Origin of the sequence: Streptomyces sp. NPDC088400 (genome assembly GCF_044753355.1) — a bacterium.
Lineage (GTDB): Bacteria > Actinomycetota > Actinomycetes > Streptomycetales > Streptomycetaceae > Streptomyces.
The window spans coordinates 516,277-537,436 of record NZ_JBIVMZ010000005.1; the positions used below are offsets into that span (position 1 = coordinate 516,277).

Annotated in this window: 16 protein-coding genes and 4 pseudogenes; 14 read left to right on the forward strand and 6 right to left on the reverse strand. The window is 68.8% G+C overall.

Features of this window, described 5'->3' with window-relative positions; translation table 11 throughout:
- Nucleotides 1-60: 60 nt before the first annotated feature.
- Both ACIQD6_RS16380 and ACIQD6_RS16385 read left to right on the forward strand, forming a co-directional pair.
- Entirely contained in the window at nt 61-882 is an 822-nt protein-coding gene (locus ACIQD6_RS16380) for a creatininase family protein (RefSeq protein ID WP_401882810.1), read from the forward strand.
- A gap of 29 nt (nt 883-911) precedes the next feature.
- A pseudogene (locus tag ACIQD6_RS16385) lies at nt 912-1,616 on the forward strand (RibD family protein); the annotation flags it as partial.
- Between the two features lie 207 nt (nt 1,617-1,823).
- Here the strand turns inward: ACIQD6_RS16385 and ACIQD6_RS16390 are convergent.
- The 5 genes and pseudogenes from ACIQD6_RS16390 to ACIQD6_RS16410 all read right to left on the reverse strand — a co-directional run.
- Nucleotides 1,824-2,867: pseudogene (locus ACIQD6_RS16390) on the reverse strand (lysylphosphatidylglycerol synthase transmembrane domain-containing protein); the annotation flags it as partial.
- A 248-nt stretch (nt 2,868-3,115) separates the two neighbouring features.
- On the reverse strand, nt 3,116-3,976 hold the full coding sequence (locus tag ACIQD6_RS16395; protein ID WP_401882812.1) for a class I SAM-dependent methyltransferase: 861 nt from the start codon (nt 3,974-3,976) through the stop codon (nt 3,116-3,118).
- Nucleotides 3,973-5,196, reverse strand: a complete 1,224-nt coding sequence (locus ACIQD6_RS16400; RefSeq protein WP_401882908.1) for a glycosyltransferase family 4 protein — start codon at nt 5,194-5,196, stop codon at nt 3,973-3,975. The genes ACIQD6_RS16395 and ACIQD6_RS16400 overlap by 4 nt, the downstream gene beginning before the upstream one ends.
- Nucleotides 5,197-5,228: 32 nt before the next feature.
- Nucleotides 5,229-5,627 carry a 6-pyruvoyl trahydropterin synthase family protein gene (locus tag ACIQD6_RS16405; RefSeq protein WP_401882815.1) on the reverse strand — a complete coding sequence of 133 codons (399 nt, stop codon included), beginning with the start codon at nt 5,625-5,627 and terminating at the stop codon, nt 5,229-5,231.
- Between the two features lie 161 nt (nt 5,628-5,788).
- Nucleotides 5,789-6,787, reverse strand: a complete 999-nt coding sequence (locus ACIQD6_RS16410; RefSeq protein ID WP_401882818.1) for a zinc-binding alcohol dehydrogenase — start codon at nt 6,785-6,787, stop codon at nt 5,789-5,791.
- A gap of 326 nt (nt 6,788-7,113) precedes the next feature.
- On the opposite strand from ACIQD6_RS16410, the gene ACIQD6_RS16415 reads away from it, so the two are divergent.
- The 11 genes and pseudogenes from ACIQD6_RS16415 (at nt 7,114) to ACIQD6_RS16465 (ending at nt 17,902) form a co-directional block, all read left to right on the forward strand.
- Nucleotides 7,114-7,857 (forward strand): CDP-alcohol phosphatidyltransferase family protein, encoded by a 744-nt coding sequence (locus tag ACIQD6_RS16415; RefSeq protein ID WP_401882910.1) that lies wholly within the window; start codon nt 7,114-7,116, stop codon nt 7,855-7,857.
- Between the two features lie 241 nt (nt 7,858-8,098).
- Nucleotides 8,099-8,341 (forward strand): hypothetical protein, encoded by a 243-nt coding sequence (locus tag ACIQD6_RS16420; RefSeq protein WP_401882821.1) that lies wholly within the window; start codon nt 8,099-8,101, stop codon nt 8,339-8,341.
- A 508-nt stretch (nt 8,342-8,849) separates the two neighbouring features.
- Nucleotides 8,850-9,314 (forward strand): helix-turn-helix domain-containing protein, encoded by a 465-nt coding sequence (locus ACIQD6_RS16425; RefSeq protein ID WP_401882824.1) that lies wholly within the window; start codon nt 8,850-8,852, stop codon nt 9,312-9,314.
- A gap of 92 nt (nt 9,315-9,406) precedes the next feature.
- The gene (locus ACIQD6_RS16430; protein ID WP_401882826.1) at nt 9,407-9,874 is read left to right on the forward strand and encodes a ParH-like protein; all 468 of its coding nucleotides are present in this window, start codon (nt 9,407-9,409) and stop codon (nt 9,872-9,874) included.
- A 50-nt stretch (nt 9,875-9,924) separates the two neighbouring features.
- On the forward strand, nt 9,925-11,172 hold the full coding sequence (locus tag ACIQD6_RS16435; protein ID WP_401882828.1) for an MAB_1171c family putative transporter: 1,248 nt from the start codon (nt 9,925-9,927) through the stop codon (nt 11,170-11,172).
- On the forward strand, nt 11,169-11,894 hold the full coding sequence (locus ACIQD6_RS16440; protein WP_401882831.1) for an oxygenase MpaB family protein: 726 nt from the start codon (nt 11,169-11,171) through the stop codon (nt 11,892-11,894). The genes ACIQD6_RS16435 and ACIQD6_RS16440 overlap by 4 nt, the downstream gene beginning before the upstream one ends.
- Before the next feature lie 180 nt (nt 11,895-12,074).
- A pseudogene (locus ACIQD6_RS16445) lies at nt 12,075-13,766 on the forward strand (YwqJ-related putative deaminase); the annotation flags it as partial.
- A 148-nt stretch (nt 13,767-13,914) separates the two neighbouring features.
- Nucleotides 13,915-14,388, forward strand: coding sequence for an SUKH-3 domain-containing protein (locus tag ACIQD6_RS16450; RefSeq protein ID WP_401882834.1), 474 nt, complete (start codon nt 13,915-13,917; stop codon nt 14,386-14,388).
- Nucleotides 14,381-14,770, forward strand: a complete 390-nt coding sequence (locus ACIQD6_RS16455) for a YwqJ-related putative deaminase (RefSeq protein WP_401882837.1) — start codon at nt 14,381-14,383, stop codon at nt 14,768-14,770. The genes ACIQD6_RS16450 and ACIQD6_RS16455 overlap by 8 nt, the downstream gene beginning before the upstream one ends.
- Nucleotides 14,767-15,729: an SUKH-3 domain-containing protein gene (locus ACIQD6_RS16460; RefSeq protein WP_401882840.1), complete on the forward strand. Its 963-nt coding sequence runs from the start codon at nt 14,767-14,769 to the stop codon at nt 15,727-15,729. The genes ACIQD6_RS16455 and ACIQD6_RS16460 overlap by 4 nt, the downstream gene beginning before the upstream one ends.
- Nucleotides 15,730-16,051: 322 nt before the next feature.
- On the forward strand, nt 16,052-17,902 hold the full coding sequence (locus ACIQD6_RS16465; RefSeq protein ID WP_401882913.1) for a multicopper oxidase family protein: 1,851 nt from the start codon (nt 16,052-16,054) through the stop codon (nt 17,900-17,902).
- 137 nt (nt 17,903-18,039) lie between these two features.
- Here the strand turns inward: ACIQD6_RS16465 and ACIQD6_RS16470 are convergent, their stop codons facing one another.
- Nucleotides 18,040-19,911: a potassium transporter TrkA gene (locus tag ACIQD6_RS16470; protein ID WP_401882915.1), complete on the reverse strand. Its 1,872-nt coding sequence runs from the start codon at nt 19,909-19,911 to the stop codon at nt 18,040-18,042.
- 353 nt (nt 19,912-20,264) lie between these two features.
- Between ACIQD6_RS16470 and ACIQD6_RS16475 the strand changes: the two are divergent.
- Nucleotides 20,265-21,160, forward strand: a pseudogene (locus ACIQD6_RS16475) (type IV secretion protein Rhs); the annotation flags it as partial.

The window sequence follows — 21,160 nt, forward strand, 5'->3', positions numbered from 1 at the left end:
CCTGGGAGTCCCGGACGTTCCGGCAGCTCCGGAAGTCCCGTAGAACGAAAGGCTGGAGAGATGAGCAGCGCTGGAATACCATCGACGGCCTCCGGCCTCCTGCCGTTGGACACCACCGTGGATGTGGGGGAGCGGCGGCCCGAAGTCGCCGTCCTTCCCATCGGGAGTTTCGAGCAACACGGAGCATTTCTCCCTCTCGTGACCGACACGGTCATCGCTTGCGCCATCGCCCGGGAGATCGCGGCAGCGTATCCGGTGCACCATCTCCCGCCGGTGACGATCTCCTGCTCGCACGAGCACGCGGCCTGGCCGGGAACCGTCAGTATTTCCGCCGCGACCCTCTACGCCGTCGTGCGGGACATCGCCGAATCACTCCGCCGCTCCGGTATCAATACGCTTGTTCTGATCAACGGGCACGGCGGAAACTACGTACTGCGCAACGTGGTTCAGGAGTCCGCCGGAAGCGGCACGCGCATGGCGCTTTTCCCGGGCTCGGCCGACTGGGACGCGGCACGGAACAGAGCCGGTGTGCAGACGTCGTCGCACAGCGACATGCACGCGGGGGAAGTAGAGACATCCATCCTGCTGCATTCCCATCCGGAACTGATCCGCCCCGGCTATGAGACGTCCGACCATCTCGCCGACGGACGGAAGCATTTGCTCACTCTCGGTATGGAGGCCTACACGGAATCCGGCGTCATCGGGTGCCCCTCCAAGGCGTCGGCCGGTAAGGGGAAAGAGCTGCTGGCCGGTCTCGTCGAATCCTTCGCCGAATATCTCTCGCTGCTCTCGCCGCACTCGCTGCACTCGCTGCCGGAAACCGAAGGGCCCTCGTCCGGGCTGCCCGATGATGCGGCCCACACCTCTCGGAGGACCCGATGACCGGCCGCGTCGCTGAGCACCGTAGGGACATGCTCGACGTCTCGGAAGCCTGGGAACTCCTGCGCGGTATCCGGTCCGAGGCGGACGCCGAGGCCGCCGGGCTTCTCCGTACCGGCGAAGGCGACACGGACGGGGACTCGGACGTGGAAGGGGGCGCGCACGTGGTCGGGGACTCGGACGGGGACGCGCACCGGCGCCAGTGGACGTGGAAGTCGGGGAGCATCTCGCCCGAGGCGGATGTCCTCCTCGACCGCTATCTGCCGCTGTGCCTGGCCGGCCCCCATGTCGCGTTCGCGCAGCTGGGACAGAGTCTGGACGGCTTCATCGCGACCCGTACCGGCGACGCCGACTACGTCACGGGCGAGGAGGACCGGGCCCATCTGCACCGCCTGCGCGCGCTCGCCGACGCGGTGGTCGTCGGGGCCGGTACCGCCGTCGCGGACGACCCCCAACTCACCGTACGTGCCTGCTCGGGGGCGAACCCGGTGCGTGTCGTCCTGGATCCGCACGGCCGAGTCCCGCTGCGGCACGGTGTGTTCACCGATGGGTCAGCTCCCACTCTGTGGGTGGTGGGCGCGGGCCACGAGAACGGGCGGGCCGTTCCGGACGGCATCGACGTCCTGTCCCTGCCGGACAGCGACGCGTTCGCGCCTCGGAGCCTGCTGCGTACGCTCGCGCGGCGCGGCCTGGGCCGGGTGCTGATCGAGGGCGGTGGCATCACCGTGTCGCGCTTCCTCCACGAGCGGGCGCTGCACCGGCTGTACGTCACCGTGGCACCGGTCCTGCTCGGCGACGGCATCCCGGGGATCCGCTTCGCCGGCCCGGAGCTGATGCGGGACGCGCTGCGTCCGCGCGTACGACGTTCCGTCCTCGGCGAGGACACCCTCTTCGACCTCGACCTCGGCCTTGATGTCGGCCTCGATGTCGATCTCGCCGCAGACTCCGGGAGCGGCCGTCGTACGACGCCGTCCGGCGAACGACTGGCCGACGAGCACAGCGATACCGGGCAGGCTCGCGGCGAAGGCGAGCACTCCGTACACCACGGAGACGGTCAGTCCCAGTGACGCGCCCAGTCCCGCGGAGCCGAAGGCCCACGCGGTGACGCCTTCCCGGGGGCCCCAGCCGCCGATGTTCAGCGGCAGCGCCATGGCGAGCAACGCGAGCAGCATCAGGGGCAACAGCTCGGCCGACGACGCTGTTGCCCCCGCGACCCGAGCGGCCAGCAGGAACATGGCGAGATGCCCCGCCAGCACCGCGACGGAAGAGAACACCACTCCCGGCCAGCTCCCGCGAGCGAGCAGCACCAGGCGTGCTTCGGTGAGCTCGCCCCGGAGCGCGTGGAGGGCCCGGCGAACGCGGTGCGCCTGGTGGGCGGGGGTCTCCCGCGATACGAGAGGTGTCGCCCGGGTCATACGTGTCTGTGTCGCACGTGTCGCACGGAGCCGTCGTCGTCGCCGTACGACGGCCGCGATCACGAGAGCACACGCCACGGCGACGAGCACGGCGAGGGCCACAGCGGCGCCCGGCGTGCCGAAGAGGCGGTGGGCGAGATCGCGGCCGAGGCGGGCGGTCTCCGCGCCCAGAACCCCGGAGGGCTGGGCGAGCAGCACCGTCACCCCGACCACGATGAGGACCACCTGGCCGGCGGTGCGTTCGAGGACGACGGCGCGGACGCCCCGGCCGATGTCGCCGACGTGCTGCCCGTGCCGTACGGCACGGTGCACATCGCCGAGAACGCTGCCGGGCAGCGCCGCGTTCAGGAACAGGGCCCGGTAGTACGAGGCGACCGCGCCGCCCAGCGGCAGCCGGATACCCAGCGCGCGGGCCACCAGGCACCAGCGCCAGGCGCTGAGCACGGTGGTGAACAGGCCGATGCCGAGCGCGGCCAGCAGGGTGAGGCCGTCGATCCTGCCGAGCCCGTCCAGGAACGCGCCGGTGCCCAGCCGCCAGAGCAGCACCGCGAGGAGACCCGCTCCGGCGACCATGCCGAGGCGGTTCCGCAGCGCGCGCGGGATCACACGTGGGATGGTCACGCGCGGGATCACGAGGCGTCTCCGTCGCTCCTGACCGTGGGGGAGTACGGGGTCCTCGCCGCGCCCGCCGGGGAGCACGGAGACGGAGACGGAGTCGTGCCCGTGCCCGTCTCCGTGTCCGTGTCCGTGGAGGAGCGCGGTGTCCTTCCCCAGGCCCTGTCCGGCCGGGAGCACGGAGTCGCGCCCGTGCCCGCGCGGGATCACCGGGTCTCTCCCGTGAGCCGGGGCAGCGCCAGCAGATCGCTGTGGTGCACCACCACTCGCAACTCACCTGCCTCGCACGTCGCCAGACGGCGCGTCAGATATGTCTCGGCGAGCGGCGTGAGCTCCGGCCGCTGCTCCTGGGCCGCGCCTACCCAGCCGTGCAGCCACTGCGCCGTCAGTTCGGACTCTTCGGCGCCGAGCCGCCACGGGCTGGCGTACGTCCGTACGGTCCCGTCCTGCCGGTTGAACGTCTCCCGGGCCACCGTGATCGCGTCGGGCCCCAGCAGGCCGCGGCCGTGATCGACGCGGCGCTGGTGGGCGTTGAAGGCTCTGCCGATCTCGGCGTCCAGCGGATCGGCCGGTGTGAGCTCGACCAGGCCCGCCACGGAGAGCGTCAGCAGCGCCGGACAGCCGGCCCCGGCGCAGGCCTCGGCGAGGCCGTTCAACTCGTCCCGGGTGAGCAGGTCCAGCAGCGCGGAAGCCGTCACCAGGGAAGTTCCGGCGAGGTCGGCCGCGGTCAGACCGGCGATGTCGCCCTGCTCCGTCGCGACCGTGACGGGGCTGCCGTCGGCTGCCGCACGGGGCATCCGCGCGACGGCCCGGTCGAGCAGGTCGGGGTCCCGGTCGTGCAGGATCCAGTGCTGGGGGCCGTTCAGCCGGGGGGCGAGCCAGCGGCCCATGGAACCGGTGCCGCAGCCGAGATCACGGATCACCAACTCACCTGTTCTATCAGCCAGGTGGTCTCGCAGGTGGTCTCGCAGCGGGTCGAGGAAGTCGCGTGCGCGGGCGGTGGCGTCGGCGCCTTCCCGCAGCTCCAGCCACTGAGGGGTGTAGCGGGTTTCGTCGGTCGTGTTCACGCGATCCTCCGGGGTTCTTGCCGGAGCTGTTCCAGCGCATCGGCCAGGCTCCGTGAGGTTGTATCCCAGCCGGTCAGAGCGGTACGGCGGTGGAGCGCCGCCGCTTTCGAGCGACGGCGTACGTCGGGTTCACCCAGCCAGCGGCGCAGCGCGGCGGTGAGAGCCGTCGGCGGTTGTTCCGGGTCGGCCGCCGGTTCCGACGACGGCTTCTCCGGTCGTGTCTCCGGCGGTACGAGGATGCCCGGCACGGTGCCGTCGGGCGTGTGCCCGACCGCCTCCGGGAGTCCGCCCACGGCCGTCGCCAGTACGGGAACGCCTCGCGCGAGCGCCTCGGTCACGGCCATGCCGTACGTCTCGGCGTACGAGGCGAGCACCAGGAGGTCCGTGGAGGCGTAGCTCGCCTCCAGCTCCGGGCCGGTCCGAGGGCCGACGAGACGCACCCGGTCGCCGAGGCCGGACGCCTCGGTCAACTCCCGTACCCGGGCGACATAGTCGGGGGCCTGGCCCAGTCCGCCGACGCAGACACAGCTCCAGGGCAGGTCGGAGACGGCCGCGAGGGCCCGTACCAGCCGGTGCTGTCCTTTGCGCGGGGTCACCGAGGCGACGCACAGCAGGCGCGGGGCGTTGCCGGTGCCGGGCGCCGTACCGTCTGCCGTACCGGAGGCCAGGGGCGCGATGTCGGCTCCCGGGGCGGCGACGTGGACCCGGCCGGGGTCGAGCCCGTGGTGGTCCACGAGCCTGCGTGCCGCCCAGTGGCTGGTGGCCACGACCGCCGGAACGGCCCGCAGCGTCCTGCGTTCACCGGCGTCCAACTCCGCTGCCAGGACCGGGTCGAGGCCGGTTTCGTCGGCCAGTGGCAGGTGCACCAGCACCGCCAGGCGCAGCCGCCCGGCCTCGGGGACGACGATGTCCGGGGCGGCGCAGGCGATGAGGCCGTCGAGGAGGAGGACGGTGCCGTCGGCCGACTCCGCGAGCAGCCGGGCCAGTTCGGCGCGGGCGGCGGCTCCGGGCTGTGGCCAGCTGCCCGCGACGGTGTGTTCGTGGACCTGCCAGCCGACGTGCGGCAGTTCCGCGCACACCCGCCGGTCGTAGATGTTGCCGCCGCTCGGCGCGGCCGGATCGTCGATGCCACCGGGCAGTACCGCGTGCACTTCCCGTACGGCGTGCACTTTCTGTACGACGGGCACTTCCCGTACGGCAGGCACCGATCCATGGGACATCGTGGTGGCGCCAATATCGGTATCGGCGCCGGTCACAGGGTCCGCTCGTAACTCGCCCACGCGATATGCGATTCGTGCAGGGTGACCGTAATGCCGGTCAGGCCCCGGGCGCCCTCGCCCAGCGCGCCCGCCTCCACCCGGTCGGCGAGGCGGTCGGCGATGACCTTGGCCAGGAACTCCGTCGAGGTGTTGATGCCGGCGAACTCGGGTTCGTCGTCGAGATTGCGATAGCTGAACTTGCCCACCACTTCACCCAGTTCACGAGTGGCGAGTCCGATGTCGACGACGATGTTGTCGGCGTCCAACTCGGGTCGGCGGAAGGTGGCGTCCACGAGGAACGTCGCTCCGTGCAGGCGCTGCGCCGGCCCGAAGACCTCTCCACGGAAGCTGTGAGCGATCATGAGGTGCTCGCGGACAGTGACGCTGAACAACGGATGTGTCCCTTCAGGTCAGGTCAGATCAGGTCAGATCGGGTCAGACGCATTCGGCCGTCTGGCGGGCCGTAGACGAGTACGGGCGGAGCCCGTCGCTTGTTCACATGCTCGTGTTCACATGCTCGCTGTTCGCGTGTCCCAGGTCCGGGCCGCGAGGTTCAGGCGGAACCCGCGGCGGGGACGTCTTCGTACAGGACGCGGTGGCACAGCCCGGGAAGGTCACCGGCGGCGATCCTGGGCAGCTCGCGCGGCAGTTCCTCGAAGGCGCATTCGCCCGTGATCAACGCGTCGAAGGCGGGGTCCGCGAGCAGATCGAGCGAGAGCGCGAGCCGGTCGGCGAAGGTCCGGCTGGAGCGCCGGGCCGCGGATACCGCCCCGACCTGGCTGGCGCGCAGGACCAGGCGGCGGGAGTGGAAGGCCTCGCCGAGCGGCAGGCTGATCCGCCGGTCGCCGTACCAGCTCAGTTCCAGGACCGTCCCCTCCGGAGCGAGGAGTTCCAGCGAGCGCGCCAGTCCCTGCTCGGTGGCGCTGGCGTGGACGACGAGGTCGCAGTCGCCCAGGGCATCCTCGGGAAGCGCGAAGTCGACGCCCAGTTTCCCGGCGATGGCGGCACGGCTCGGCTCGGAGTCGACCAACTGGACCCGTACGGACGGATATTTGGCGAGTACTGCGGCGACCGAGCAGCCGATCATGCCGGCTCCGACGACGGCGATCCGGTCGCCGATCAGCGGTGCGGCGTCCCATACGGCGTTCACCGCGGTCTCCACCGTCCCCGCCAGCACGGCCCGCCCGGCGGGGACACCGTCCGGCACCGGGGTCACGGCGCTCGCCGGGACGACGTACCGGCTCTGGTGCGGGTAGAGGCAGAAGACCGTACGGCCGAGGAGGTGGCGCGGTCCTTCCTCGACGAGGCCGACGTTGAGATAGCCGTACTTGACGGGTCCGGGGAAGTCACCGTCCTGGAACGGTGCCCGCATCGCGGAGTGCTGGCTTTCCGGCACGCCTCCCCGGAAGACGAGGGTCTCCGTCCCACGGCTCACACCGGAACACAGCGCGCGCACGACGACGTCGTCGTCACCTGGTGCGGGCAGGGAAACGTCCCGTATCTCGCCGTGTCCGGGTGAGCGGAGCCAGAATGCGCGGGCGACGCGCTCCATGAAGGTCCTCCTGAACGCTGGGGCGACGGCTCACGTAGTTGCTGGGTACGAGGCCGCGATCACCGTACGCGGCACGCATCGACTCAGCCATCGACTCAGCTAGACAGCCGGGGTGAACCGTGAGCCTGTACGAGTACGAGTACGTGTACGAGATCACGGCGGGCGTACGCAAGACCAGAGCGGGCCGACGCGGGACCCCCGCGAAACGGCGCCAGAACACCGCGAATCGGCGCGAGACCCGAGGCGCTCCCGGCCCGTCCGAACCCTTCGAACCGTTCGAACCCTTCGAACCTTCCGGCGCTTCCGGCACGTACGGGACGAAGCCGCTGAGGTGGACGAAGCCACTGAAGTGGGAGACGGCCGCAGGACTGGGTGCTCAGGGCCTCCTGCTGCTTCTGCTCAGTACGGAGATCGGTCTGGGGCCCGCGGGATGGCTGACGGGGGCGGCGGTCGGGATCGCCATGTGGGCCGTACTCACTCGCGCCCTCCACCGGTCGTGGGCCCGCCCCTTCGGCCCGGCCAATCACGTCACACTGGCCCGTGCGACGCTCGTCGGCGGTGTGGCCGCGCTGGTCGCGGATTCCTTTGTGAACCCGCCGCAGATCCCGGCCCTGGTCGCGCTCGCCACGGTGGCGCTGATCCTCGACGCGGTCGACGGCCAGGTCGCACGCCGCACCGGGACGACGTCCACCCTGGGGGCGCGCTTCGACATGGAGGTCGACGCTTTCCTCATCCTCGTGCTCAGTGTCTTCGTCGCCGCGTCGCTGGGCGCGTGGGTGCTGCTGATCGGCGCCATGCGGTACGCGTTCGTCGCGGCGGCCCGCGTACTGCCGTGGCTGAACGGCTCACTGCCGCCGAGCATGGCCCGCAAGACGGTGGCGGCACTGCAAGGGATCGTCCTCCTCACGGCGTCCGCCGGAATCCTGCCGCCCGTGACCGTGCTGGCGGTGGTCCTCGTGGCGCTCGCGCTGCTGATCTGGTCCTTCGCGCGTGACATCTTGTGGCTGTGGGACGTGGAGATGAGTGGCGGCGTCGCGGTGACCCGTGGCGCGACGCACGAGAGCGTCTGACTCACCCACCACCTACCCGCTTGGGCATTGCCCGAAATTGAATTCAGACCCGATGCCGGGCAGTTGAGCAGCAGCGTACATTTGCTCCCGCCCCTTCCCGATCTCTTATCGCATCCTGTCCCCTACCATCCTCTCCCGCATCCTCTCGACCATTTCCGTTCGGTTCTTTCCGAGGGGTTGGCTCCCCGGCTTCAGGGAAAATGCCTTGGAAGGAAGGTGCACGGAAACGCGGAGGGGAAACGTGTCCGACCAGGGAGGATGGCCAGTCACGGATGGATTGTTCGGAAACCACAGAACCTTCATCCTGGGCATACTGGGATCCATCGTCGGCCTGACGGGCGTCATCGGCTGGATTTCCAGGGGTGCCGGAATCCTCGAAATCCTGGCGCTGGCCGGGATCGGTATTCTGGGCCTGTTTCTCACCGTGGGGTACATCCTTGTCCAGGCGAAGAAGCCGCGCAGGGCGCCGAAGCGACCTCGCTGACCCTCCTCGTCCCCTGCTCCGTACCCGCGAGCGGACCCGTCTCAGCCCCTGCTCCGTACCCGTAACTCGGCGTAACTCGGGGCGACTTCACCGAGGGGCGTGGCGGGTCCTCGCGAGTGTGTTGTCGCGAGGTGCGTACGAAGTCCCCTTGGAGGCAGGGCCGTTGCCATTGCAGCGGTCTTCCTCGTTCCCACTCGCCGAGGCTGAGCGGGAACGAGGAAGACCGCCGGCCTCAACGCCGGGCGCTGTTGCCCACCCCCGTGGGGCAGCGGCGCCCAGCGCCTGTGGAACCGGGCGCTTCTGCGGAACGGCCGTGAGGCGCGTCCGCCAGCGTGGTCGATCCTGGACTTAAGGCGAGCGTAAGTCAACTATTGTTGATTGAACGATGAACCATTCCCATTGATTCCGTCACTCTCGCGCCTTTTGTCCGGAATATTCGCAACGATCGTGTGAATCGCCACGCAGGCGTGAGCCCCGCTGAAGGGCGAAGAGTTCTATGATCCGGCTCATGGCCACCGATTCTCCACACTCAGAAGCGTCGGCTCATCAACCTGGCGAAGGTGAGGAGACGACGGACTCCACGGACTTCGCAGCCCGCTTCCGGCGTGTGATCTCGGTGATCTACCCGAAGGACCTGGGCCGTCCCTGGCGCGATTCGGAGATCGCCGAAGGTACCGGTCTGAGCGGCACCTACATCGGCAACCTCCGCAGGGGAAGTCAGAAGCCCAGCCTGGAGAACGCGGTCAAGATCGCCAGGTTCTTCGGCATCCCGCTGGACTACTTCAGCGACTCGGCCACCGCGCAGGCCGTCGAGCGGGACCTGCGGAAGATCGAGGCGCTGCGGGACGCCCGGGTGGAGCGCATCGCGATGCGGGCGGCGGGCCTGCCCCCCGAAATGCAGGACGCCGCCCTTACTGTTGTGGAACAACTGAGAAAGGCGGTCGGACTGCCCGACGGCCGCCCCGAGACGTGACCGACTACCAGCAGACGCCGTTGGGGCACTGGCGGCTGGTTGATGGGGATGACGTGCGAGATCTTGGACGTACCCGCCGACGGATGCGGGCCATGGTCAGAGAACTGGATCTGCCGCGGATGAGCACGGTCGAGGAGTTGCGCGCGGCGGTCGCCGACCGGACCGGGCGTCCCGTACGACTGGTGCCGCGGCGGATGCGGGTGGGCGAGCCGTCGGGATTCGTCGAACGCCTCGCGGACGCAGACGTCATCCACTTCGAGCAGGAGACCTCCGGCCTGCATCAGGCCCACATCATCTGCCACGAGTTCGCGCACCTCCTGTGCGGGCACCTGGGCGAGGCCCCGGCCGCGGACGAGGAGACGGCCCAGGTGGAATTGCCCACCATCGACTCCGACATGATCCGGCTGGTCCTCGGGCGCTCCCACTACGATGGCGCGGCGGAAGAGGAAGCGGAGATCCTGGGGGCCGAGTTGACGCGCAGCCTGGTGCTGGCGCCCGGGGCCGGGACCACGTCCCAACTGGCACCCGCGCTGGAACACCGTAAAGGGCAGCATGTCTGAGACGAGCAGGACGAGCAGAAGGCGGCGGCCGGAGATTCGTGAAGGACAGCATGTCTGAGATACCCGACACGCCGTTCAACATCGTCTACCTCGGCATCGGCGCAGCGTCCTGGATCGTGGCCGGCCTCAAGATCCGGGCGTGGCGCCGGGATCCGTCCCACGGCCTGCTCGTCGTCGCCCTGACGATCGCCGCCCCCGCGACCTCGTTCGTGGTGGCGGCCCCGGTGCTGTACCGGCTGATCGACCGGATCGCCAACCGCGGCAACCTGTCAACTCTGCTTGTGTACCTGGGTATTACGGGTTTCTCCGCCGCCGCCGTGGTGCTGTCGCGGATGTGGACCCCGCCGAAGGAACGCGCCAACTCGCAGGTGTGGGACGCGGCCACCGAGGCCACCTGGCGCGAGGTACGGCGGCGCCTCGCGGTGTTCGCCGTACTGGTCCCGGTGATGATCGTCCTGTTCTTCACGGGGGGAGCCGGCAGCCCGGAGACACCTCTCACGTTCGACACCACCTTCGCGACGATTCCGCAGATCGCGGTATTCCTGGTCCTGTACCAGGCGCTGTTCGGCTTCGCGCTGATCGACATCAGCCGGGTGTGCCTCGGCCACGCCTCCCGGCTGCCGCTCGGGTGGCTGCGTCAGGGCATCCGGCTGATCGCTCTCGGCGGGATCGTCGCTTGCGGCTACGTCGTGTGCAAACTCATCGCGATCGGTACGGCCTTCGCCGGGGTCACCGGGACGGAGTGGCTGAGCACCGCTCTGGGCCCCGCGTTCGCCGCGCTCGGAGCCATGTTGATCACGGCCGGTTTCGCCGGACCGGCCGTCGCCGCCTGGACCCGTCGGCGCCGCGACTATCAGGCCCTGCGCCCGCTGTGGGACCTGGTGTACCGGGCGGACCAGCGCCTGGCCCTGGAAGCGCCCCCGTCGGCCTGGACCGAGCGGCTGGCGGTCCGGGACCTGGAGTGGCGTACCGCCCGGCGTGGACTGGAGATCCGCGACGGCCAGCTGACACTCCGCCCGTGGGTCGATCCCGCGGTGGTCACCGCCGCGACCCAGGTCGCCGGACGGGAGGGCCTGGACGACGGGGACCGGGCGGCACTGATCGTGGCCGCCGCGCTGCGCTTCGCCGTCGAGGCGCTGAACACCGGAACCCCGCCGCGCCCGCGCGAGGACCACGCCCCGCTGCCCGGCCTGGACGCGGAACCGGCGGAGGAACGGGCACACCTGGTGCGGGCCGCCCACTACTTGTACGCGCCCCTGACCGGCGAGGCTCTGGCCGTCGCCACCACGACAGGATGACCGCCGGGATGTACGACCCGCAGGGCGCCTTCGCCCGCCTCGTCCTGGAGACGATGCCGGAGGAGTCCCGGGTCGGACTCACCCTGGGCTTCGTCCGGACCTTCGGCATTCCGGCGATCGCCCACGTACTGGGCTCCACCGGCCGGATGACCAACGAGCCGCGCAGCAGGGCCAAGGCGACCGGGGTGGCCATGTTCGGCCTGATCGGACAGGGGCTGGAGAGCGCCGAGGGCCGGCGGATCGTCGAGGACCTGCGCCGGGTCCACGACCGCCCCGACATCACGCCCGAGCTGATGCGGTACGTCCTGGCGTGCTTCACCGTGTGCCCGCTGCGGTTCATCGACCGCCACGGGCATCGGTCGGTCACGGCCGAGGAACGGGACGCGGCGTACACCTTCCACCTCAGCCTGTCGGACGCCCTCGGCCTGCCGGACTCGACGGACGGCCAACTGGACGGCGTGGAAAGCTGGATGAGCGAGTACGAGAGCCGTCACTTCGCGCCCAGCGAGGCGGCCCGCACCCTCTGGGAGGCCACCAGCAGGGGCCTGCTGGCAGCCCGCCTGCCCGCTCCCCTGGCCGGGCTCGCTCCGGCGGTGGCCGCGTCGCTCCTGGACGAACCGCTGCGTACGGCCCTGGAAGTACGCCGCCCACCCGCGCCCGTTCGAACTCTGGTGACGTACGCGCTACGCGCCCGGGCGCGCTCCCGGCGGAACGCTTCCTGAGGCCGGCCACACGCGGCTGGGTGCGGTGCGGTGCGGTGCGGTGGCGGGTGAGGTGTTCGGCTGCGTGTATGTCCGCCGCGCCGGGCTGTGTTAACCGTTCCGGGGTGTAAGCGCCTTTGTGCCAGACTCTGTTCACGCAGGCATTCAGCGAACGTGTGTGTGTTTACGGGGGTTGGGGCTGTGGCTGTCACGGTGCCGGATTGGGCTGACACGCTGCTGGATGTGATCGGTGTGTCGTGGCCGAACGTGGATGAGGACGCGTATCGGGACATGGCGGATGCTCTGCGGGAGTTCGCGGAGGATCTGGAGGATGACGGTCAGCTGGCGAACAATCATGTGCAGCGTTTGTTGTCGTCGGGGCATGGTGAGGCTCTTGATGCTCTGAACGGGCATTGGGGCAAGGTCAAGGACAAGCACATCAAGGACATCGCGTCGGCGGCGCGGACGATCGCGGGTGCGTTGGACACGGCGGCTGTGGCGATCGAGGCGATGAAGGGTGCGGCGCTGGTCCAGTTGGGGTATCTGGCGGGCGAGGTGGGGGTCTCGCTGGCGTTGATTCCGGTGACCGGCGGTCTGTCGGCGCTGCTGGGGGCAGGGGCGATCCGGGCGACACAGGAGGTCGTCAAGCGGCTGATCAAGGAGGGTGCGGAGGAGGCGGTCGGCTATATCGTCTCGGCGATGACCGAGCCGGCCGTGGCCGCTCTGGAGAATCTCGCCGCTGATCTCGTGGTCCAACTCGGTGCCACGGCCATGGGGGTGCAGGACGGTGTGGACCTGGACCAGGCCAAGAAGGCCGGCACGGACGGGTTCAAGGAAGGCGTCCAGGGCTCGAAGGACGCCATGAACCTCGCGTCTGCCAACGGCGGTGGTGCAAACGGCGGCGCCGGTGGGAAGGGCGGACCCGGCAAGGGCTTCCATATCGAGCACGCCGAGCACGACTTCGCCGGCACGATGCTCAACGGCGTCAGTGTGGGCATGCACGGCAAGACGGCGGGCAAGCTGACCAAGGCGAAGACGGCTCACGGTCGTACGCGTGGTCGTGACTCCATAGCCGAGGTCATCGATCCGGTGGCGGACAAGGCGATGGATGCGCTGGAGAAGGCCGTCAAGACGATGGGTGACCACGTCGGCACGACCCTGCCCAAGACCGTCAAGCAGATATCCAAGGACCACAAGAACAACGACGACGAAATCCGCGCCCGCCTCGCCAAAGAACGCGGTGAGGACCGCGACGGCGGCGGGCGTGGTGGCAACGGGAGCGGTGGCAACGGAGGAGGCGGCCATAACGGTGACCCCGGCCGTCGCCCCATGGAACCGCAACCCTCCTGGCACGGTCGCAGCGCGGGAAGGATGCGCCACCACCGGCGCGACGCTCTCCACGTCGATCATTTGGATGACCAGGCGCGGCGGCGTCTTCTGGAGTCGGAGGCACGAGCCCTGGCCGACGACACTCAGAAGGCCAAGGGATCGGTGGTCGAGGGCAAGGACGGGATGAAATCGGGCTGCGCGGGAGCCCTCATCCACGATGGTGTTCTCACCACGCATACGAGTACCCAAGCGCGCCACGGACAGAAGAAGCCGGAGGCCCACCCGGTCGTCCAGGACGTCTATGACGACATCGCGGCACGCGGTGAGGCCGGTGAGATCCTGGTCGGACGCGGACACGGTAAATGTGCGGAAGTAGCATTGGTGTCCGACCGGTTGCATCAGCTGGAAGCCTCGGGCGTAAAAGTGTCGACACTCGAGGACGCCAAGAAGGCTCTGTCTGGAAGTGTTATCCACACTGTCGTGGTGGGCGATCAATTCGGCAGCAAGGGGGCGAAGATGGGTCATGGCGACTACTTCCCTCCATGCGACAGTTGCACTCACGCCCTTCCGGCGCTCGGTGTATCACCGCACCGGTGAAGTCCGACTCGAGAGTGCGTCCGCAGCCGGTCCGCAGCCCGTTTGTCGTCCGTTCGAAGCCAGTTCGCAATGTCAGCAGTCCGTCCGTAGTTCACTCGGGAAAGAGATGAGGAACATGAGATCGCCCGCCCCCGCGGAAGACGTGGATCGCTGGCTCCGGGCCGGTGGTTGGTTCCCCGGCCGTGAGGACGCCGCCGAGGCGGACCGGCTTGTCCAGTGGAGGGTGGACAACTCCGCACTTCAGGGCTTTCCGCTGGTGCCGTGGGACGCGGCAGTCCATTTCGTCCGCTCCTACGCCTCGCTGGATTTTCCCGTACCCAAATCCAGGGACAGGGTATTTCGGGCGGATCCGTCGTTCGGATACGAGGGTGATGCGGAAGATATCTCCGAGCTCGCCGACAATCTGGGCCGTCGGCTCTTTCCCGTGGGATATGAAGCCGGCGAGAACGGAATTGTACTGATGGACGACTCGGGCCGTTTCTTCTACCTCCATCACACCGGCCCGTATTTCCTCGGCGAGAACGAGTCGCAGGCTCTGTCCAGCCTTATGACGGGCGACCAGGACGATGCGGAGGATTACTTTGTCTGAGCTCGTGCCGGGTGTCGCCGCCTCCCTTCTCGTCCAGGGAAGGGTGCTCAGTCACACCAACCTCGCCGGTGACGAACGCCCCCATCTCCATCCTGCCGTTGACGGATTCCTCGCCGGTCTCCCCGTCGAGCAGCGTGAGCCGTACACGGGTTTCTGCGCTGAATCCGCGCTGGTTTCCGACCAGCTGTGGGCGCTGGACCAGCAGCGCACCGACGGCCGGTCGACCACGCTCGACGAGGCGGTGCCGCACTTCCTCGGTGCCGCACTGGTCGCCAAGAAGATCCGGTCGCACGGGGACCCCGAGCACGGCACGCCCGCGCCCGTGTGCCGTTCGTGCTCGGCGCTGCTCGACCGGCTCGGTGTCGACATCATCGGCGTATGACGGCCGGCCTCGGGGTACTCACCGATGCCGGCTGGCACGAGGGGCGTGACGCCGGGAACGCTGCCATGCTCAGGATCCTTGAGGCGGCCGCGGTGTCCGAGCCCCTGATCGAGGGCGCGCGTTGGGAGCTCTTTCCCGCCGCGGAACGGGCGGTGCGGGAGTTCCACGGCCTCAGTGTCCGGCCGCGCGGCCCGGGGCGCGACGTCGCCGGCACCGGATGTGTCGTGGACCCGGTGGAGGCACGCCACGCTCTGCGGACGTTCGCCAGGCTGGGCGAGACGATCGGATCCCGCCTCTTCCCGTTCGGGCGCACGGACGCGGACGGCCTGCTCGCCGTGGACGAGGAGGGCAGGCTGCTCGGCGTCGACCACGGTGGAGGCTGGCTGCTGGGCGATTCGGTGGCGGCCGGACTGGTCGCTCTCGCCGAGGGACGGCAGCCCCGCAGGATCGAACGCCGCACCTGGAGCTGGTCGTTCGACGGGATGGGCCACGACCGGGCGGCGGCTGTGGGAGAAGCGGTCAAGGCGGTCATGGTCGCCATTTACGTACTGCACAACAACGGGGTGTTCAGTGCGCGCAAGGTGAGACTGCGTGTCACCACACTCCGCGGTGTCGGTGCGCTCGTGTTCGACCGGACGTACCGGCTGCGCGGGGACTCCCTGGGGGGCAGCGCGGAGCCCTTGGTGGAGGACATGGAGCGGGCCATCGCCGAACAGGGAGTGACCACCCAGGGTGCTGAACTTCTGTTTTCCCTCCCCGTGCCGCGCGAGACACGGGGTCCCCTGACGACGGTCGACTGTTCCGTCATGCTGGGCAGTTCACCCACGGCCGACATGGCCGTACTGACCCTGGCCGCCGGGGCAGGCGCGTCCATAGGCCGGCCGGCGCACGCCCTTGCCCTGTGCGCCGCGGAACTTGGCCGGTATGCCGACCGGTGGTCCGGCCGTCGGTCGGGGTGACCCTGGGCGAGACCGGCAGCACGTTGGAGGAGGCCGTCGCGCTGGTTGTCGACCACCTTCCACCCGAGCGGGGCCCCGCCGTCGACGGGGCTGCGCTGGACCTCTGACGTCCTCCGCGTCGGTGAAATGGCCGAAAATGATGGCAACTTCCTCGGAACGTACTGAATGGGGCAACCGAGGACGGAGAGGATGAGTCCTTGCCCGTGAAGCTGCCACCGGGGGAGGTGGCGCGCGGGAGCCAACGGGGGGTTGGGTCGTGTCCGACATCATCAGTGCGTCTGCCGAGCAGGCGCAGAACCACAGCACCGACAGCACTGAAGGCATCAACAGCACCGAAGGCATCAACAGCACTGAAAGCAGCGACAGTACGGTCGGCAAGGAGCCTGAAGCGGGCGGCCTGACGCCCTACCTGGACCGGCTGCGCGTACCGGAAACACTGCGTCCGGGCAGCGGCCCGGAGAAGATCGAGCTGAAGTCGACCTGGGTACGGCTGCATTCGCAGATGGCGCCCACTCATGTCTGGGCCTACAACGGGCAGTTCCCGGGCCCCACCATCGACGTACGCAGCGGGCAGCGGATCCAGATCGACTGGAACAATCGCATCAAGAGCGGCCCGTACCCGGTCGCGGCGGGCGAGACGCCTGCCGTCAACGGCGCCCCGGCACCCAACGCGCAGCCCGGCCGGGGCGAGGGGTTCGTGGAGATCAAGGAGGTGGCCGACCTCCCCGCCTGGTCCGTGACACATCTGCACGGTGCGGAAACCGGCGGCGGTAACGACGGCTGGGCGGAGAACGCGGTCGCGTACAAGGACACGCAGCTCTCCGAGTATCCGAACAACCAGCCGGCCACCACCCTTTGGTACCACGACCACGCCATGAACATCACCCGGTGGAATGTCTACGCCGGCCTGGTCGGGATGTACGTGATCCGTGACGAGGAGGAGGCCGCACTGCACCTGCCGGGCGGCAAGTACGAGGTCCCGCTGATCCTGTCCGACCGTAACTTCGAGACCGACGGGCGGGGGCGGCCGACCGGAGAGCTGCTGCACAAGGTGCGCAGGGCTTCGGACGTGCCGGACAAGGAGACGGAGAAGTTCGTCACGCTCCCGTTCAGCGGCCCGTACACCCTGGTCAACGGTGTGGTGTGGCCGCACTTCGACGTGGAGGCCCGCTGGTACCGCTTCCGGCTGCTCAACGCCTCCAACGCGCGGATCTACAACCTCGCCCTGGTCGACGAGAACGACCGGCCGGTGACGGGAGTGGTCCAGCAGATCGGTTCCGACGGCGGGCTGCTGCCGCGACCGGTTCCGGTGGAGTACGACGGGACGGCCCTGCGGGGGCTTTCCGTCGCACCCGCCGAGCGTATGGACCTGCTCGTGGACTTCCGCGCACTGCGCGGGAAGAGGCTGCGGCTGGTCAACGTGGGAGGGCAGCCGGCCGGTACGCCCGACCCGGCGCGTGACGTGCTGTTCCCGCAGGTCATGGAGTTCCGCGTGGCGGACCACCCGGTCACCGACCGGTTCGTGCTGCCCGGCGTCATCTCCTCGTCCTTCCGCCGCCTGACCCACGAGACGCCGCACGGCCACCGTCTGGTCGTACTCGCCCCGCCCGGTACGAAGGGTGGTGGCGGCCACCCGGAGATCTGGGAGATGACGGAGGTCACCGACGGCTCCGCCCGGCCGGGGCAGGACGGTGTCATCGCGGTCATGGGCCAGGGGGAACAGACCCCGAAGATCTACCGGCGGATCGCCCGGACCTTCGACGACACACTCGGGTACAAGGTCGCGCACGGCGATTACGAGTTGTGGAGCTTCCTCAACCTCGGCGGCCCCACCCATCCGATGCACATCCACCTGAGCGAGTTCCAGGTACTGGCACGCGAGGTGTACGACGCCTCCGGCTTCGACCCCGCGGGCGCGACGACCACCACCCCGGTCACGTACACCGGATCGACCACCGTTCCCGTCAACGAGCAGGGCTGGAAGGACGTGTTCCAGGTACGGCGCAACGAGATGGTCAAGGTCATGGGGCAGTTCACCGGGGCGCACGGGCGGTTCATGTACCACTGCCACCTGCTGGAACATGAGGACATGGGCATGATGCGGCCCTTCGTCGTGATGCCCCCGGAAGTACTGGTCTTCGACCACCACCAGGCGGGCCATGGGGGCCACTGAGTCGGCTCACGGCGGCTATCGACGAGGGCAGTTCCCGGAACCGGCCGGTTGCCGGTTGCCGGTTTCCGGGAACTGCCACCGGTCCTCAGCCCTCGTCCTCAGCCCTCGTCCTCAGCCCTCGTCCTCAGCCCTCGTCCTCAGTCCTCGGCGAGCACCACGACCGTGTCGCCCTCGTCCAAGGCCAGTGGCGCGGTCTTGGACGGGTTGAGATACACGCCGTACAGCGGCGGCTCGTCGCTCCGCCGTGCCAGCCGGTAGCCGATGGCCGTCTCGCCGCGCCGCCGGGCGGACTCGATCACGGTCGCGAAGTTCGCCTCGGCGCCCGGGACGAGATAGCCCGGCGCCGGCTTGAGGTAGATCTCCGATCCCTTGGGGTCGAAGAGGTCGGTGAACACCGCGTACAGATGGCGGTTCTCGGTGAGTTGCGTGAGCAGGAGGCTGATCACCTTGGTGCTGACGATGAAGTCGTCGGCCTTGGTGACCTGGGCGACCTCACGGTTGGCGTCGTCGTTCATCTCGGTGACGATCGAGTACGGGTCGCCGAGCTGGATCGCGATGTCGCGCAGGTGGAGGAGGGTGACCAGGGTGCGGTCGTCGGCCCGTCCGGGATCGATCGCGTCGTCCGTCAGTACCACGATCTGGCGGTAACTCCCCAGGTCCAGGGTCTCCAGCGACGGACGCCGGACGGGGTCGCACTGTTTGAAGCCGACCGTCAGGTTGTCCAGTCGCCCGCTCATGCCCTCCTGGGGCCTTCGCGGAGCCGCGACGTCCACCACGGATCCCGGTTTCACCAGACGGTCGAGCAGCGAAATGATCTTCGCGGCACGGGGGTTCCAGCCGATCATCAAGGTCCGGTCCGGCACCGACGTACGGACGTCGCCCGCTGTGATCGCCGACCGTACGACTGTTGGCCGATGGCTCGCCGCCTTGATGAGCAGGTCGTCCTCCGCGACCGTCAGCAGCCGGTCTCCGCGCCCGATGACGGTGTTCATCGGCGGGTTGACGAGTATCTCGCCGTCCTCGCGGTGCAGGCCGATGGGTATGCCGAGTTCGAAGGCGTTCAGCGATTCCCCGTACGTGGAACCGGTCAGCCTCGGCTCGGTCCAGGGGTAGATCTCGTTGCTCATGAAGCTGAGCAGTTCGTTGAAGACGGTGGACAGACCGGACTGCCGGTGGGACTGCACGATCAGCCGTACGGCGATGTCGTCGACGTCGATCACCAGGGTGTTCTCGCCCGCCGCCAGCCGGGCGGCCGCCAGGTTCGCGGAGCTCTGCACGGCGGCGACCACATTCGGCCGAGTCCCTTGCCACGTGCGGCTGTTCAGCAGCAACAGCACCTTGATGACATCTATGTCGCTTTCGTCCCCGACCGGCGGCAGCACCATGATCGCCTTGGCGGTGTCCGGACTCACCAGCTCCAGGTCACCACGCTGCAGCGGACTGCCGGAGCGGCATATCACCCGCGTCTTCCCCGGGTCCGGGATCCGCCGCCGGATCTCGTCGTCCATTCTGGCCTTGTCCCGGTCGGCGAGGATCACCACGCAGGAGCGCCGTTCGCTCTGATTGGCCTCCACCAGCTCCGCGATCACGGTGAAGATCTGATCCGACCAGCCCAGCACGATGGTGTGCCCGTGCTCTATCAGCCGCGACTTGCCCTTGCGCAGTTCCTGGATCCGGATCTCCAGGCCGGTCGTCATCACACCGATCAGCGCGCTGACGATGAAGATCCCGCCGATGGTCACCGTGAGCATGAGGATCAGGAACAGCGGCTGCCCGGTGTCCCCGCCCATCGTGCCCGGATCGAGGGTGCGCAGCAGAGCCATCCAGACGACGCCGGACCAGCCGCCGTTCGCCTCCGTGTCCTTGTCCGCGAAGACGACCACCGCGGAGGAAACCAGAGTGATCAGCGCCAACGAGGCCAGCCCGAGCCAGCCGATCAGCGCGGGGGTACCACGGTCCATCGTCCCGTCGAACCAGTACCGCACTCGCTCCCGCAGCGATTTGCGCATGCCCACAGCCTCCGTAGCTCCTTCCCTGCCGCCGGCCTCAACAGCACTGTGTGGGCGGCGTTTTACGCTTAGAGGGTGTCGTCCGGGCCCGCTGCTGCGCCAATCGGGCGGGCGTCGGTATGGCGTCGGCACCGTGCGTCGGCACGGCGTCGGCGCCGTCGGTACGAGACCCCACCGGATCGACAACGAGGTGGGGCGCGATGGTGGGCGGCGGGGCGGGTGAGGCCTTCAGGTGCGTGTGTGTCCGCCGCGCCGGGCTGTGTTAACCGTTCCGGGGTGTAAGTGCCTTTGTGTCAGACTCTGTTCGCGCAGGCAGTCGGCGAACGTATGTGGTTTTTCGGGGGGTTGGGGCTGTGGCTGTCACGGTGCCGGATTGGGCTGACACGCTGCTGGATGTGATCGGTGTGTCGTGGCCGAACGTGGATGAGGACGCGTATCGGGACATGGCGGATGCTCTGCGGGAGTTCGCGGAGGATCTGGAGGATGACGGTCAGCTGGCGAACAATCATGTGCAGCGTTTGTTGTCGTCGGGGCATGGTGAGGCTCTTGATGCTCTGAACGGGCATTGGGGCAAGGTCAAGGACAAGCACATCAAGGACATCGCGTCGGCGGCGCGGACGATCGCGGGTGCGTTGGACACGGCGGCTGTGGCGATCGAGGCGATGAAGGGTGCGGCGCTGGTCCAGCTGGGGTATCTGGCGGGCGAGGTGGGGGTCTCGCTGGCGTTGATTCCGGTGACCGGTGGTCTGTCGGCGCTGCTGGGGGCGGGGGCGATCCGGGCGACACAGGAGGTCGTCAAGCGGCTGATCAAGGAGGGTGCGGAGGAGGCGGTCGGCTATATCGTCTCGGCGATGACCGAGCCGGCCGTGGCCGCTCTGGAGAATCTCGCCGCTGATCTCGTGGTCCAACTCGGTGCCACGGCCATGGGGGTGCAGGACGGTGTGGACCTGGACCAGGCCAGGAAGGCGGGCACCGAGGGGTTCAAGGAGGGTGTGCAGGGCTCGAAGGACGCCATGAACCTCGCGTCTGCCAACGGCGCAGGCGGTGGTGGGAAGGGCGGGCCGGGCAAGGGCTTCCATATCGAGCACGCCGAGCACGACTTCGCCGGCACGATGCTCAACGGCATCAGTGTGGGCATGCACGGCAAGACGGCGGGCAAGCTGACCAAGGCGAAGACGGCTCACGGTCGTACGCGTGGTCGTGACTCCATAGCCGAGGTCATCGATCCGGTGGCGGACAAGGCGATGGA

Excerpts from the sequence above, each read along its gene's own strand:
- ACIQD6_RS16380 (WP_401882810.1), top strand. The coding sequence starts at position 61 with ATGAGCAGCGCTGGAATACCATCGACGGCCTCCGGCCTCCTGCCGTTG.
- ACIQD6_RS16400 (WP_401882908.1), bottom strand. The coding sequence starts at position 5,196 with ATGTCCCATGGATCGGTGCCTGCCGTACGGGAAGTGCCCGTCGTACAG.
- ACIQD6_RS16410 (WP_401882818.1), bottom strand. The coding sequence starts at position 6,787 with ATGGAGCGCGTCGCCCGCGCATTCTGGCTCCGCTCACCCGGACACGGC.
- ACIQD6_RS16425 (WP_401882824.1), top strand. The coding sequence starts at position 8,850 with ATGGCCACCGATTCTCCACACTCAGAAGCGTCGGCTCATCAACCTGGC.
- ACIQD6_RS16430 (WP_401882826.1), top strand. The coding sequence starts at position 9,407 with ATGGTCAGAGAACTGGATCTGCCGCGGATGAGCACGGTCGAGGAGTTG.
- ACIQD6_RS16435 (WP_401882828.1), top strand. The coding sequence starts at position 9,925 with ATGTCTGAGATACCCGACACGCCGTTCAACATCGTCTACCTCGGCATC.
- ACIQD6_RS16440 (WP_401882831.1), top strand. The coding sequence starts at position 11,169 with ATGACCGCCGGGATGTACGACCCGCAGGGCGCCTTCGCCCGCCTCGTC.
- ACIQD6_RS16450 (WP_401882834.1), top strand. The coding sequence starts at position 13,915 with ATGAGATCGCCCGCCCCCGCGGAAGACGTGGATCGCTGGCTCCGGGCC.
- ACIQD6_RS16460 (WP_401882840.1), top strand. The coding sequence starts at position 14,767 with ATGACGGCCGGCCTCGGGGTACTCACCGATGCCGGCTGGCACGAGGGG.
- ACIQD6_RS16470 (WP_401882915.1), bottom strand. The coding sequence starts at position 19,911 with ATGCGCAAATCGCTGCGGGAGCGAGTGCGGTACTGGTTCGACGGGACG.